At 68.3% G+C, this 13,406-nt stretch carries 14 protein-coding genes; 6 read left to right on the forward strand and 8 right to left on the reverse strand.

Features of this window, described 5'->3' with window-relative positions; genetic code table 11:
- Positions 1-45 precede the first annotated feature (45 nt).
- Positions 46-336, reverse strand: a complete 291-nt coding sequence (locus AB0F86_RS11355) for a hypothetical protein (protein WP_356983654.1) — start codon at positions 334-336, stop codon at positions 46-48.
- 328 nt (positions 337-664) lie between these two features.
- Here AB0F86_RS11355 and AB0F86_RS11360 point away from each other — a divergent pair, with 328 nt between their 5' ends.
- On the forward strand, positions 665-2,155 hold the full coding sequence (locus AB0F86_RS11360; protein WP_356983655.1) for an aminotransferase class V-fold PLP-dependent enzyme: 1,491 nt from the start codon (positions 665-667) through the stop codon (positions 2,153-2,155).
- Between the two features lie 42 nt (positions 2,156-2,197).
- Here the strand turns inward: AB0F86_RS11360 and AB0F86_RS11365 are convergent, their stop codons facing one another.
- Positions 2,198-2,746 (reverse strand): hypothetical protein, encoded by a 549-nt coding sequence (locus AB0F86_RS11365; protein ID WP_356983656.1) that lies wholly within the window; start codon positions 2,744-2,746, stop codon positions 2,198-2,200.
- Positions 2,747-2,910: 164 nt separating this feature from the next.
- On the opposite strand from AB0F86_RS11365, the gene AB0F86_RS11370 reads away from it, so the two are divergent.
- Positions 2,911-3,210: a DUF1905 domain-containing protein gene (locus tag AB0F86_RS11370; RefSeq protein ID WP_356983658.1), complete on the forward strand. Its 300-nt coding sequence runs from the start codon at positions 2,911-2,913 to the stop codon at positions 3,208-3,210.
- 9 nt (positions 3,211-3,219) lie between these two features.
- Here AB0F86_RS11370 and AB0F86_RS11375 read toward each other — a convergent pair whose 3' ends face one another.
- The gene (locus AB0F86_RS11375) at positions 3,220-3,789 is read right to left on the reverse strand and encodes a TetR/AcrR family transcriptional regulator (protein WP_356983659.1); all 570 of its coding nucleotides are present in this window, start codon (positions 3,787-3,789) and stop codon (positions 3,220-3,222) included.
- Between the two features lie 93 nt (positions 3,790-3,882).
- Here AB0F86_RS11375 and AB0F86_RS11380 point away from each other — a divergent pair, with 93 nt between their 5' ends.
- Both AB0F86_RS11380 and AB0F86_RS11385 read left to right on the forward strand, forming a co-directional pair.
- Complete coding sequence (locus tag AB0F86_RS11380; RefSeq protein ID WP_356983661.1) at positions 3,883-4,605, forward strand: alpha/beta hydrolase; 723 nt, start codon at positions 3,883-3,885, stop codon at positions 4,603-4,605.
- A gap of 94 nt (positions 4,606-4,699) precedes the next feature.
- Complete coding sequence (locus tag AB0F86_RS11385) at positions 4,700-5,128, forward strand: helix-turn-helix domain-containing protein (protein WP_225279289.1); 429 nt, start codon at positions 4,700-4,702, stop codon at positions 5,126-5,128.
- A gap of 39 nt (positions 5,129-5,167) precedes the next feature.
- Here the strand turns inward: AB0F86_RS11385 and AB0F86_RS11390 are convergent, their stop codons facing one another.
- The 3 genes from AB0F86_RS11390 to AB0F86_RS11400 all read right to left on the reverse strand — a co-directional run bounded on the left by AB0F86_RS11390 (position 5,168) and on the right by AB0F86_RS11400 (position 8,271).
- A complete protein-coding gene (locus AB0F86_RS11390) occupies positions 5,168-5,863 on the reverse strand; it encodes a type 1 glutamine amidotransferase domain-containing protein (protein WP_181698660.1) in 696 nt (231 codons plus the stop codon).
- A 126-nt stretch (positions 5,864-5,989) separates the two neighbouring features.
- A complete protein-coding gene (locus AB0F86_RS11395; RefSeq protein WP_356983663.1) occupies positions 5,990-7,075 on the reverse strand; it encodes a PQQ-dependent sugar dehydrogenase in 1,086 nt (361 codons plus the stop codon).
- A 134-nt stretch (positions 7,076-7,209) separates the two neighbouring features.
- Positions 7,210-8,271: a hypothetical protein gene (locus tag AB0F86_RS11400; RefSeq protein WP_181698658.1), complete on the reverse strand. Its 1,062-nt coding sequence runs from the start codon at positions 8,269-8,271 to the stop codon at positions 7,210-7,212.
- A gap of 129 nt (positions 8,272-8,400) precedes the next feature.
- Here AB0F86_RS11400 and AB0F86_RS11405 point away from each other — a divergent pair, with 129 nt between their 5' ends.
- Together AB0F86_RS11405 and AB0F86_RS11410 are read left to right on the forward strand one after the other, a co-directional pair.
- A complete protein-coding gene (locus AB0F86_RS11405) occupies positions 8,401-9,687 on the forward strand; it encodes an ATP-grasp domain-containing protein (protein WP_356983665.1) in 1,287 nt (428 codons plus the stop codon).
- Entirely contained in the window at positions 9,688-11,727 is a 2,040-nt protein-coding gene (locus AB0F86_RS11410) for a CocE/NonD family hydrolase (protein ID WP_356983666.1), read from the forward strand.
- 5 nt (positions 11,728-11,732) lie between these two features.
- Here AB0F86_RS11410 and AB0F86_RS11415 read toward each other — a convergent pair whose 3' ends face one another.
- Entirely contained in the window at positions 11,733-12,194 is a 462-nt protein-coding gene (locus tag AB0F86_RS11415; protein WP_356983668.1) for a VOC family protein, read from the reverse strand.
- Entirely contained in the window at positions 12,191-13,300 is a 1,110-nt protein-coding gene (locus AB0F86_RS11420; protein ID WP_356983669.1) for a glutamate--cysteine ligase, read from the reverse strand. Before AB0F86_RS11420 ends, AB0F86_RS11415 begins: the two co-directional genes overlap by 4 nt.
- Between the last annotated feature and the right edge of the window lie 106 nt (positions 13,301-13,406).

Consider the following 13,406-nt stretch of genomic DNA (forward strand, 5'->3'; position numbering starts at 1 on the left):
CGCCGCGCGGGCGAGGACCAGATCCCCGGCGTCCGTCGACAGCGATCAGGCGCCCAGCAGGCGGACTTCGCTGTCCAGCAGGGCGGCCTGTTCGGTCAGTGCGGTCGGGTCCGGGTGCGCGCCGAGCCGCCGCTGAACCTCCGCCCGGCTGACGACGACCATCCCGCTCTGCTGGTCCTCCGATCCCGGGGCGACCCGTACCCGTCCACCTTCGAGAACCAGGCAGGCTTGCGCGTCGTCGGCGCCGAGCAGATCTCGCACCATGTCGACGGTGACCAAGTCCGCGGCCGCACTCGCAGGCGACGGGGTGGTGCCATTTTGCTCGTCAGTTGCCATGGTGTGCGCTTGCCCAGACGGCAACCACCGAAACACCGGCATTCCATCGACCTGCGCACAGGGCGGGAGCGATACGAAAGCGCCCTGACCGGGGAGCACAATCGGAGGTGGAGAGAGCGTCGAGGTCTGCGGTCCCCGCCGCTCGCTCCACCAGGCAGGAGTGTAGCAATCCTGTTGCCCGACAACCACTTTCGTGTCTCAACTCACCCGTTGAACGAGACCGGATCCCCGGGTTTCCGGACGAGAACCCGTTTCAGCGCCGCGTCACCTGCGCCGACACGCCTCGCCGCGCGGCGGATCGGCGCGGCGGGCCTCTACCCTCTGATCGGTGGCGACCACCCCGCGCGTTGCTCCAGCACACCAGCATGTCCTCGCACCCGTTCCCCCGCATATGACGGCTGCCCAATTCCGGGCCCACGGCCGGGCCGTGGTGGACTGGGTGGCCGACTACTGGGAGCGGGTGGAGTCGCGGCCGGTGCGGTCGAACGTCGTACCCGGTGAGGTCCGCGCGCAACTGCCTGCCGAGCCGCCCGAGATCGGCGAACCGTTCGAGGCACTGCTCGCCGACATGGATCGGATCGTCGTGCCGGGCTCGACACAGTGGCAGCATCCCGGCTTCCTCGCCTACTACCCGAGCGGCGCGTCGGGCCCGTCGGCGCTGGCCGAGCTGCTGATCTCCGGTCTCGGTATGCAAGGCATGCTCTGGCAGACCGCACCGGCGTGCACCGAGCTGGAACAGCTCGTTCTCGACTGGCTGGCCGGCCTGATCGGGCTACCCGAGCGTTTCACCTTCGCAGGCGGCGGTGGCGGTGTGGTGCAGGACGGTGCGAGCACCGCGATGCTGATCGCCCTGCTGGCCGCCCTACAGCGGGCGTCGCGCGGAGCGGTCGCCCGCGCGGGTGTCGAGCGTGGCCGCTACGTCGTCTACACCTCGACCGAAGCGAACTGCGGTTTCGAAAAGGCGACGCGGATAACGGGTCTCGGCTCCAGCGCCATCCGCTTCGTCGACACCCGCGCGGATCTGTCGATGGACCCGATGGCGCTGCGTACGGCGATGGCACACGACGCCGCGGCCGGCCGGATACCCGTCCTGGTGATGGCGACGGTCGGCACCACTTCCACGGGCGCCGTCGACCCGGTTCCCCTCATCGGCCCGGTCTGTCGCGAATTCGGCGCCTGGTTGCATGTGGACGCGGCGTACGCGGGCGTGGCCGCGATGTGCCCGGAGCTGCGCTGGATCAACGACGGCGTAGCGGACTTCGCCGATTCCTACGCGACCAATCCGCACAAATGGTTGCTCACCGCCTTGGAATTCGACGCCTGCTACCTCGCCGACCACTCGGCGCTGACGGACGTGCTGTCGGTACTGCCGGAATACCTGCGCAACAGCGCGACCGAATCCGGCGCAGTGGTGGACTACCGGGATTGGCAACTGCCGGTGGGCCGCCGGTTCCGGGCACTGAAGTTGTGGGCGGTGATCCGCTGGTACGGCGCGTCCGGTTTGCGCGAGCACATTCGCTACAGCGTGTCCGCGGCGCAGCGGTTCGCGGCGTGGGTCGAGGCCGACGCCCGGTTCGACGTGCTCGCGCCGCATCCGCTGTCGCTGATCTGTTTCCGCCTGCGCGCCGCCGACGAGGTCAACCGGGCCCTGCTGGACGCTGTCAACGCGACGGGCCAGGTCCTGTTGTCGCACACCGTGGTTCGCGGGCAGTTCGCTCTCCGCGTGGCGATCGGGGGCTGCGCGACCCGCCTCGAACACGTGGCGACAGCATGGCACCTGGTGAGCGAGTGGGCCGACATCGTCGCCGGACCCCACTGACGGACGAGCGCCGCCGGAGGATTCCCGGCGACGCTCGCGGTCTCAGCTCACGGTGAACGTGCCGGTCAGCGCCGCCTCGGTGACCCCGGGACAGGTTTGTTCGGTGGTCACCGTGTTGTCGTCGGTCGCGGAGTGCCCGGCGAGCGTGCCGGAGTCGATGGTGATCGGGAAGGTGGCCGGGCCACCGCCCTTGGACTTGGCCTGGTTGCCCGCGGCTTTGCTGCTGGTGGTGCTCGTGCTGCCGTCGGACCAGGTGATGGTGCCCGTGCCCTCGTGGACGGTCACCTTCCCCTCGCAGGAGGCCACCTCGGTGCCCTGCTCCTCCATGCTCACCGGGTACAGCCCACCCTCGTCGACGGCGGACCCGGCACAGTCGGTGAACTCGGTGGTAGCCGACCATTCGACACGGGTCGGCTTCTCCCCGAGCCCGTCGCCCGCCCAGGTGACGGTGCCGTTCTGGGTGCAGGTGATGATCGGCTCCGCCTGGTTCGCACCGGGTGGCGCGGCGATGCCCGGTGCGGCGAACGGGACGAGCCCGATCGACGCGGTGGCGAGAACAACGGCTCCGGTCAGACGATATCGGGTGAACATTCGTCTCCTCTGTCGTTCCTGCTGGGCTGATGAACGCCCGAGACAGTACTTCGCCGCCGCCCGGCTCCCACACCACGACCCTCCCCGGGGTCCACACCGAGTCGAACCCGCAACAACACCGTTGCCGACCGGAACCTGTCGGCGCCCGGCGCTATCCTGCGCGCATGCAGCCGTGGGAGTACGAATTCGCCGCCGAGGTCTGGCAGGCACCAGGCGCCACCTGGCATTTCGTCGCGCTCCCCGAGCCGGTCGCGGACGATATCGCCGACCGGCATCCCCGCACCGGACCCGGTTTCGGCGCCGTCCCGGTCACGGTGTCGGTCGGCGCGACCACCTGGTCGACATCGGTGTTCCCGGACAAGAAGCGCGGCACGTACATCCTGCCCATGAAGAAGCCGGTCCTGCGGGCCGAAGAGCTGGCCGAGGGCGATACAGCACACGTGCGGCTGCGCACCGGCCGGTAAGCAGGCCGATCACGCTGTACGCGAGCGTGTTCCGTGCATGATGACACCCACCACCGTGCGCACATACGACTCGCTGAACCCTTCACCGCGCAGCACGAGATGCGTCCACAGCGAACCCGCGAGCAGGTCGACGACGAGCGCCGGATCCAGTCCGGCCGGGATTTCACCCCGTGCGACGGCGCGGTCGAAAATCACCTGCTCGCGTTCGAGCCGATCACTGAAGAAGCGATGACCGACCGAGGCGAGCTCGGGACGTGAGGCCGATGCGGACAGGACCGCTGTGACGATGGGCGAGGTGTCCTCGGCGGTCAGCAGCCGGCCGATCTCGAGCCCGAGCGCGGTGAGGTCGCCCTCGAAGCTGCCGGTGTCGGGAATCGAAATGCGCAGGGGCGCGGCCACAGTCAGCGCCGCGGCGAGCAGCGCGTCCTTCGACGGCCACCAGCGGTAGAGCGTTGTCTTATTGACGCCGGACTGCCGGGCGACCGCCTCCATCGTCAGGTCGTCATAGCCGTCTCGGGCCAGCAACTCCAGAGCACAGTGGTAGATGGTTTCGGCTTTTCGGGGGCCCGAGGTCGTCACCCACCCAACAATACAACGCAACGTTGCGTTGCCCCTACAGTCGAGGTACATTTGCAACGCAACGTTGCGTTGCAATATTTGAGGAGGGTAGCTATGCCGGATCGTCTACCGGTGGTTTTCGTCCATGGAATCCGGATGAGCGGGGCGGCCTGGACTTTGGTCGCCGACCGGGTCGGCGGGGTGCGACCTGTCACAGCCGTCGACCTGCCCGGCCACGGGCACAGGCGCGGCGAACGGTTCACCGTCGCCGGATCTGCCGACACCGTCTGCGAGGCAATAGATTCCGTCGGCGGGCGTGCCCTGGTTGTCGGACATTCGCTGGGTGGGTACGTCGGCATCGCCACTGCGGAAATGGCTCCGGCGAAGGTGGCGGGGCTCGTGGTCGCGGGTTCGACGTGCGTGCCCACGCGAACTCTGATGACACCGTTCACCGTGATGCATCGAGTGCTTTCGCGGCAGCCCGACGGTGGCCACCGGGCGAGCTCACGCGTGTTCGACCGCGTCCTTCCACCGGCCGTCGCCCGCGCCGTCGAAGCTGCGGGTATAGCGACCGAGGCCATCCCCGATGTCGTCGACGAACTCAGCGACTTCGACGTGCTCGCCGCCCTCGGCTCCTATACGGGGCCGATATCGCTGGTCAACGGCCGCCACGATCACTTCCGCGTGCAGGAACGCCGATTCCTGCGGCAGTGCCGCGACGGCCGCCTGACCGTAGTCGCCGGTGCCGGACACTATCTGCCCCTGATCCATCCGGACCGGTTCACCGAACTCGTACTCGAGGCTGCGACCGCAGCCGAGACCGCCTCCTATCGGTAAGCCCGGCTTACCGCTGCGGCGAGAAGATCGTCGTTGTTCCGGGCTGTTCGCGGCGTCAAGCTGGTGCGATACAGCCCGAGGTTAGGAACATTGGATGCTTCGACACGACGATTTCGATCGGACCGGCGGGGGCACGATGCTGGTCGCCGACCGGTGTGCACCGGATCTGCGCCACGCGGCGTGCGAGGTGCGCGACGTGCTGAACCGGATCGGCGACAAGTGGTCGGTACTGGTGATCACCGAGCTGATCGGCGGGGCACGGCGCTTTCTGCAACTGCACCGCAGCGTGCCCGGCATCTCCCAGCGCATGCTCACCGTGACCCTGCGCCGTCTCGAACGCGACGGCCTGGTGGCCCGCCGGATCTATCCGACGGTGCCGGTGCAGGTGGAGTACACCCTGACACCGGTCGGACGCAGCTTGCTCACGGTCCTCGATGTGGTCGCCGAATGGTCGGTGCGGCACCGGGCCGAGGTGATGTCGTCGCGGGCCCGCTGGGACGTCACCGTCGCCGCCGCGGACTGAAACGCGGCCGTGGACGAGTCGTCCACGGCCGCACCGAGTTCAGGCGAGAGCTTTGAGGACCGCGGCGGCCAGCGGGGCCGAGGAGGCGGGGTTCTGACCGGTGAAGAGGTTGCGATCGGTGACGACGTGCGGCGCCCACGGTTCGCCCGAGGTGTAGTCGGCACCGAGCGCGACGAGGCGGTCCTCGAGCAACCATTTCGCCTTGTCGGCGAGGCCGGCCTGGGACTCCTCGGCATTGCTGAAGCCGGTGAGGCGGTACCCGGCGAACGGCGAGACGCCCGCGTCACCGGTGGTGGCCAGCAGCGCGGCGGGTGCGTGGCAGACGACCGCCAGCGGCTTGCCCGAGGCGAGGGCGGCGTTGAGGAGTGCGCCCGAATCCTTGTTCACCGCAAGGTCTTCCATCGGCCCGTGGCCGCCCGGATAGTAGACGGCATCGAATTCGGCCAGGTCGACATCTTCCAGTCGCACCGGATCGCGCAGTTCCTTCGCGCCCTCGATCACCTCCCTGACGCGTTGCGCACCGGCGGCGCCGCCGTTGACCTCCGCTTCGAGGCTGCCCGTGTCGACGGGCGGCACGACACCACCCGGGGTGGCGACCACGATCTGGTGGCCGGCCTCCGTGAAGGCCTCGTAGGGCGCCACGAATTCCTCGGCCCAGTAGCCGGTGGGGTGCTCGGTGCCGTCGGCCAGGGTCCAGTGATCCGCGCCGGTCATCACGAACAGAAATTTAGCCATCGAAGCTCCTTCGGGCTGGGTGGGGAGACCGCCTGTCGAACGGTTCCGCCACCCGAAGGTAGGCCGGGCCGCATCCGTTGACCAATAGGCTTGCCGATATCGGACATCGAAATATCGATGGGTCGCTCAGCGGGCCCGGAAGCGCAGGATCCGATCGTCACCGTCACGGAGGTCGCCGCGGCCGTCGGTGTTGGAGGTGGTGAGCCAGAGGGCGCCGTCGGGGTCGACAGCGACTGTGCGCAGGCGGCCGTAGGTGTCACGCAGGTAGTCCCGGGGTGCGGTCAGAGCTGCACCGGAAAGGGTTGCCGTCCAGAGCCTTTCGCCGCGCAGGGCGGCAACGTAGAGGGTGTCGCCCGCGATGGCGACGCCCGATGGTGAGGCCTCGTCGGTCGACCAGGTGAGCAGCGGATCGGTGAAGCCCCGGTCGGCGCCGCCTGCGCCTTCGACGTCTGGCCACCCATAGTCGCGGCCGGGCTCGATGCGGTTGATCTCGTCGAGGCGGTTCTGCCCGAACTCCGCCGCGTACAGCGTGCCGGTCCGGTCCCAGGCCAACCCCTGCACATTGCGGTGCCCCATGCTCAGCACCGGTGAACCGGGCGTCGGGTTTCCCGGCGCGGGCGCACCCTCGGCTGTCAGCCGCAGAATCTTGCCGTTCGGACTGCCGGGATCCTGCGACAGCGACGACTGCCCGGCATCCCCGGTGCCGACATACAGCATTCCGTCGGGCCCGAACGCGATGCGCCCGCCATTGTGGTTGCCCGCCTTGGCGATTCCGCGGAACACCACCTCCACCGGCCCACCCGGCCGGAATCGGACGATGCGATTGTCGTCGGCCGCGGTGAAGTAGGCGTACACGTAGTCATCGCGCACAGCGAGACCGAGCAGGCCGCCTTCCCCGCGCGCCACCACCCCCGGCACCTCGGAGAACAGCTCAGGAGTGCGACCCGGTACCACCCGCAGAATCCGCCCGGAGTCCCGTTCGGCCACCAGCGCGGCCCCGTCGGAGAGGAAGGCCAGTCCCCACGGCACCTCGATGCCCTGCGCGACCACTTCGGGCACTCCGAGATCAGGCACGCCCTCGGACCGGCTCGGCGCGCTCGAGGAGGCGATCGGTGAAGTCGGCGCACTCGCCTGCTCGTTCGCACACGCCGCGACGACGACCACCGCCGCAACGGCAACGATCAGCCGTCGTGCCACTGCCCTGACGCCCATCGACCAGCGCTCCGTCCCGGTGGGCGCCCCTTCACCACCACCGGTATCGAGGATATCCGGTGCCCCCACCGATGAAGCCGGTGAGCCGCCCAGGACGCCCCGTGATCCGAAACGGCCCCGATCATGCTGGGTCCCTATGGCTCCTGGGCTCGACGCTGGTCTTCGGCGACCCGGCGACGCTCTTGTTCGCGGTAGCCATAGGTGGCTTTGCGCACGGTCACATCGTCTTCGAGGCCGGAGCCGACCGCGCCTGCCACCGTGCCGAGCACCGTCGCCATCAGGGCGATCGTCAGGTAGTCGGAGGGGCCACACGGACGGCCGAGAGTGCTGGTCAGGTAGTCCGGCGGGATGACGACGGCCACCGCCACCAGGGTGATCGAGTACAGCGCGAGGAAGAACACGATCGTGCCGACGGCGACGGTGCTCACGGTTCCTGCGTTGCGCAATGCCAGATACCGATCGTCCCGGCCGTGCATCCGTCGCTCCCACAGCCCGTGCCCGGCAATGATCCACGCCGACAAGGCAACCAGCGCCGACACCGTGATTCCCGTCAAGCGCAGCGGCCCCATCGCCGTTGCCAGCAACCAGATCGAGGAGTACAGCACCCCGAACGCCGTTCCGGCCATCGCACCGGCCAGCGCCGAGGACAACCCGACGACCAGCTGCCACGGCCGGTTCGCGCGCACCATCCCTGCCAGCAGGAACAGCGAGCCGAACCGCACGGCCCGTACCAACCGCAATTCGCCGCCCCGCTCCACCACTCGCAGCCCACGCGCGTTCGGTCGGGTAAGCGCGCCTGAGCGTCGCGAGCGCAGAACTTCGACGATCCGCACCGCGAGCTCACGCAACCGCTGCCGCAGCCGCATCCCACCGAGTGCGGGCAGCGAGATGAGGGCGACCTGATGGGCCGGGTCGATATCGGCGACCACCACCGCCCGCCCGTCACGCAACGGCAGGTCGGTAACACACAACGCCAGGTCCCAGGTGGTTTCCCGGACGTATTCGCGGGCCTTGTCGATCAGGTGGACGCTGTCGGGATACATCGCCTCGAACGGATCATCGTTGACGAGTACCCGCCACTCGACCTGTTCGCCGACGACCCGGGCGAGTTCCGCCGGGAGGTCGTCGCGTAGCGAGCGGGCGAGCCGTGTGGGCAGGTCGGGGTCGGCAAGTACACCGATCGTCACTTCCGTCATCCACCGACCACCTGTCCTCGCCGTGCACATCTCACTGCTCGCGCGTTCCCTGAACCGCCGCCGGGAAACGACCGGTGATCGCCGGGTCACACCCTGTTTCGGACCGCCCGTTCCGGTTAGACGCCACCAATGACGAAGAATGTTTTCGTACCTGGTCTGACCGAATTGCAGCGAGCCGACATCAGCACGGTCGAGATTCCCGGCGGTCTGCGACTGCACGGACTGCTCGACTACGACTCGCTGGTCAAGGCCGAGGAGTTCGATTTCGACGAGTTGCTCGACCGGGCCCGCACCGAACTGGATGCCTTCGACGGCTCGGTGGACGCCATCATCGCCCACTGGGATTTCCCCACGAGCGTGATCGTGCCCATCCTCGCCGCGGAACGTGGCCTGCCCGCGCCCAGCCTCGAGAGTGTGCTGCGCTCGGAGCACAAACTGTGGAGCCGGGTGTTGCAACGCGAGTCCGTGCCCGAATGCGTGCCGAATTTCTGCGCGTTCGACCCCTTCGACCCGAACGCCCTCGACAGCATCGATCTCGATTTCCCGTTCTGGGTCAAGCCCGTGAAGGCCCACTCCTCCCAACTGGGTTTCGAGGTGCACGACCCCGAGGAATTCGCGGCGGCGACCGAGACCATCCGCGCCGAGATCGGCCGCATCGCCGACCCGTTCGACCAGGCCCTCGCCCGGGTGACGGTGCCGGAGGACGTGCGCGTGGCCGGGGGCCGCACCTGCCTGGCCGAGCAGATCGTCACCGGCACCCAGGCAGCGCCCGAGGGGTCGGTGGCAGGCGGTGAGTACCGGGTGCACGGCGTGTTCGACATGCGCAAGGACGCCACCGGGCACAGCTTCGCGCACCTGGACTACCCGGCGCGCACAGTGCCGGAGTCGGTGCGCGACACCATGATCGAGGTCACCGAACGCTATCTGCGCCACGTCGGTTACGACAACGGCTGCTTCAACTCCGAGTTCATGTGGGACGCCGACACCGGGAAGTTGTGGTTGATCGAGGTGAACACCCGCATCTCGCAGTCGCACAGCGACCTGTTCGTCAAGGTCGACGGCACCTCCAACCACGCCGTCGCCATCGACGTCGCGCTCGGGCGCACCCCCGAAATGCCCCACAGCAAGGGGCGTTTCGCGGTCGCCGCACAGTGCATGGTGCCGCGCTACGAGGACGGTGTCGTCACCCGCGTCCCCGACGAATCACAGATCGAGGCCCTGCGCCGCAGGTTCCCCGACACGGTGGTGACCATCGACGTGGCTGCGGGCGAGCGGCTCTCGGAGCTGCCCAACCAGGACCCCTACCGCTACAAACTGGCCACCCTTTATCTCGGCGCCGCCGACCACGACGAGTTGGAGCAGCGCTACCAGGACTGTCTCGAGGCACTGCCGTTCGAATTCGAGGAGGTCGATTGAGTGCACACGGTCGAGTCGTTCCCGTACGAGGTACGGGTCACCGAGAACGTTTTCATCCCGATGCGCGACGGCGCCCGGCTGGCGGCGCGCATCTGGCGACCGGTCACCGAGGAACCGCTGCCCGCGGTGTTCGAGTACATCCCCTACCGCAAGCGGGACCTGACCCGCGGTCGTGACGCGCTGAACCACCCCTACCTCGCCGGCCACGGGTATGTGTCGGTGCGGGTGGATCTGCGCGGCAGCGGCGACTCCGACGGTGTGCTCTACGACGAGTACCTGCCCGCCGAGCACGACGACGCCTGCGACGTCATCGCGTGGCTGGCCGAACAGCCCTGGTGCGACGGCAACGTCGGCATGATGGGCATCTCGTGGGGCGGTTTCAACAGCCTCCAGGTCGCCGCGCACCGGCCGCCCGCGCTCAAAGCCGTCGTCAGCGCGTCGGCGACGGAGGATCTCTACGTCGACAACATGCACTACATGGGCGGGTGCCTGCTGTCGGACAACCTGTCCGAGGCGACGGTGATGTTCGCTTTCAACAGCCTCCCGCCGGACCCGGCGATCGTCGGTGACCGGTGGCGCGAGATGTGGCACGAACGTCTCTCGGGCAGCGGGTTGTGGATCGAGCAGTGGCTGGAACACCAACGCCGCGACGACTATTGGAAGCGCGCCTCGGTGAACGAGGACTACAGCGCTGTGCAGTGTCCGGTGCTCGCCGTCGGCGGCTGGGCCGACGGGTACACCAATGCGATCTTCCGCCTGCTCGAGCACCTCGATGTACCGCGCCTGGGGTTGATCGGCCCGTGGGGGCACAAGTATCCGCATCTGGGCGTACCCGGTCCGGCCATCGGGTTCCTGCAGGAGATGGTGCGGTGGTGGGATCACTGGCTCAAGGGCCGCGACACCGCCATCATGGACGAACCGATGCTGCGAGTGTGGTTGCAGGACAGCGTGTCCCCGCACCCGTCTTATGAAGACCGCCCCGGCCGCTGGGTGGGCGAGCCGACCTGGCCCTCACCGAATATCGAACCGCGCCGGTTCGTTCTCGGCCGCTACGCCCTCGGCGAGGAGCCGGCACCCACGCGTCACCTGCGCCTGCAGTCGCCGCTGAGTGTCGGCATGTTCGCGGGCAAGTGGGCGTCCTACGCCGCGACTCCGGACCTGCCGTCGGACCAGCGCGACGAGGACGGCGGCTCCCTGGTATTCGAGACCGAGGCCCTCGACGAGTCGTGCGAGATCCTCGGTCTGCCGACCCTGGACCTCGAGGTCTCGGCGGACCGCCCGAACGCGATGCTGGCCGCCCGGCTCTCGGACGTGGCACCCAACGGCGAGGCGACCCGGGTCACCTACGGCCTGCTCAACCTCACCCACCGCGACGGCAGCGCCGAACCACGTCCGCTCGAACCGGGGCGCACCTATCGGGTTCACCTGCCGCTCAACGGGATCGCGCATTCCTTCCCGCCCGGGCACCGGATCCGGCTTTCGGTGTCGTCGTCGTACTGGCCGTTGGCCTGGCCGTCGCCGGAACCGGTGATGCTCACGATCAATACCGGAGCGAGCACACTGACCCTGCCGCAACGCGCGCCGCGCGCCGAGGACGCGACCCTTCGCCCCTTCGAGGAACCGGAGGCCGCGCCGGCCGCGCCCGCGACGCATGTCGAACCGGGACAACACCATTGGAAGGTCGAGCGCGACCTGGCCAGTGGGGTGTCGACCCTGGAGATCGAGAACGACCAGGGCACGATCGTGCTCGACGACATCGGGACCTCGGTGCGCCGCGCGACCACGGAATGGTTCAGCTTCCAGGACAACGACGTCACCTCCGTGCGCGGACAGACCCGCACAGTGCGCCGCCTCGAACGCGACGAGTGGCGAACCGAGGTGGTCACCGACACCGTCTTGCGCTGCACCGCCGACGAATTCGTCATCGATGCCCAGCTCGACGCCTACGAACTGGAGGACTCCCCCGCCGATCCGCGCTCGCTGCGCAACCGGGTGTACTCACAGAACTGGCACCGCCGCATTCCCCGCGATCTGGTCTGAGCAGGTCAGTCCAGGCAGAACTCGTTGCCCTCGGGATCGGCCAGCACGATGAACCCGGCGCTCATGGGTGGTTCCGGCTCGAAACGCCGCAGGCGGGTGGCTCCGAGGGCGACGAGGCGCTCGCATTCGGCTTCCAGGGCGGTCATGCGCTGCTCGCCCTGGAGGCCGGGCGCGGCCCGCACGTCGAGGTGGACGCGGTTCTTGGCCACCTTGTCCTCGGGCACCCGCTGGAAGAACACGCGCGGGCCTTCCCCGTCGGGGTCCTCGATCGCCGCGCGCGAATTGTGTTCCTCGGCAGGCACTCCGATGCGGGTGAGGAACTCGTCCCACGCGGCGAGCGGGTCGGCACCCGCCGGGAGTTCGACACCGGGCGGGCCGGGGTGCACGTAACCGAGCACTTCGCGCCAGAAGATCGACAGCGCTCGTGGGTCGTGCGCGTCGAAGGTGATCTGCACGTGGCGGCTCATGGGCATCCTTCCAAAGTGGCTTTCGCCGATTCTGTGACCACATCGGCTATTTCGTGTCGCGAGCGTAGAGCACGCATCTGACGAAAAGCGCCGTTCCCGCGCTCGACCAGGGCCGCGACCGCTCCCGTGACGAAATCGAAGTCCCCCGCCTCGCGCAACGCGGGTCCGATGCGATCGATGAGTTCGGCGAGCAGTTCGCGATGCGGCAGCACCCGGCCCTCGATCGGGTCGAGCCCGTCACCGAAGAAGCCGGAGTGTGCGGCGTTCCAGTACGCGGCGCGCAGCACCTCGCTCGGCACGGCCGTGGCGGGATCGTCGCGCTCGATCGCATCGAGCGCGGTGCTGACGATCCCCCGGATCAACGCGGCGAGCAGCGCCGATTCCTCCGCGGTGGCGGGCACGTCACTCACCCGGACCTCCACGGTCGGAAAGGATTCCGAGGGGCGGATGTCCCAATACACCATCTTGTTGTCGAGGATGCTTCCGCTGGCGAGCATCATGGCCACGATCGCCTCGTACTCGTCCAGCGAGGAGAAATACGGTGGTGGACCGGCGCTCGGCCAGCGCCGCCACAGAATGCTGCGCCAGCTTGCGTACCCGGTCTCGCGCCCACGGTAGATCGCCGAATTCGCGGTGAGCGAGAGCAGCACCGGCAACCACGGACGCACATGGTTGCTCACCTGCACCGCCGTCGCCCGGTCGGGCACCCCGACGTGCACATGGCACCCGCACAGCCCCTGCTCCTGGGCGATCATGCCGAAGGTGCGGGCGATGCGCTGATAGCGCGGTGTATCGGTGACCGGGTACCCCTCGGGAACCGTCGGCGGCACGGCGACGGCGAGCAGGGAGGCGTCGTGCTGTGCGGCGCATTCGGCGACCCGCCGACGGGAAGTGCGCAGTTCGGTGAGCAGCTCACCGATGTCGGTGTGCACGCCGGTGCTGGTCTCCACCTGACAACTTGTCAGCTCGAGCTGCAGATCGATGCCCGCCTTCTCGGCGGTGGCGGCGACCTCGGTGTTCTTCGGTGCGGGCGCACCGCTGACGGGGTCGGTGAGCAGGAACTCCTCTTCGACTCCGACGGTCGGTACCTGTGCGGGCCTACCCACGGCGATCCTCCTCCACCGGCGTGAACGAGCGTGCTGGGACGGTACCCGCAGGTGAGTGAGCCAAACAACAGACACTTTGTGCACTAACTGTTCATGGGCTAACCTG

The sequence above is a fragment of the Nocardia sp. NPDC023733 genome (assembly GCF_040639775.1).
Lineage (GTDB): Bacteria > Actinomycetota > Actinomycetes > Mycobacteriales > Mycobacteriaceae > Nocardia > Nocardia rosealba.

Bases quoted from the DNA above. Each gene is read 5' to 3' on its own strand.
- AB0F86_RS11385 (WP_225279289.1), top strand. From the start codon at position 4,700: ATGCTTCGACACGACGATTTCGATCGGACCGGCGGGGGCACGATGCTG.
- AB0F86_RS11380 (WP_356983661.1), top strand. From the start codon at position 3,883: ATGCCGGATCGTCTACCGGTGGTTTTCGTCCATGGAATCCGGATGAGC.
- AB0F86_RS11395 (WP_356983663.1), bottom strand. From the start codon at position 7,075: ATGGGCGTCAGGGCAGTGGCACGACGGCTGATCGTTGCCGTTGCGGCG.
- AB0F86_RS11415 (WP_356983668.1), bottom strand. From the start codon at position 12,194: ATGAGCCGCCACGTGCAGATCACCTTCGACGCGCACGACCCACGAGCG.
- AB0F86_RS11400 (WP_181698658.1), bottom strand. From the start codon at position 8,271: ATGACGGAAGTGACGATCGGTGTACTTGCCGACCCCGACCTGCCCACA.
- AB0F86_RS11390 (WP_181698660.1), bottom strand. From the start codon at position 5,863: ATGGCTAAATTTCTGTTCGTGATGACCGGCGCGGATCACTGGACCCTG.
- AB0F86_RS11355 (WP_356983654.1), bottom strand. From the start codon at position 336: ATGGCAACTGACGAGCAAAATGGCACCACCCCGTCGCCTGCGAGTGCG.
- AB0F86_RS11370 (WP_356983658.1), top strand. From the start codon at position 2,911: ATGCAGCCGTGGGAGTACGAATTCGCCGCCGAGGTCTGGCAGGCACCA.
- AB0F86_RS11365 (WP_356983656.1), bottom strand. From the start codon at position 2,746: ATGTTCACCCGATATCGTCTGACCGGAGCCGTTGTTCTCGCCACCGCG.
- AB0F86_RS11405 (WP_356983665.1), top strand. From the start codon at position 8,401: ATGACGAAGAATGTTTTCGTACCTGGTCTGACCGAATTGCAGCGAGCC.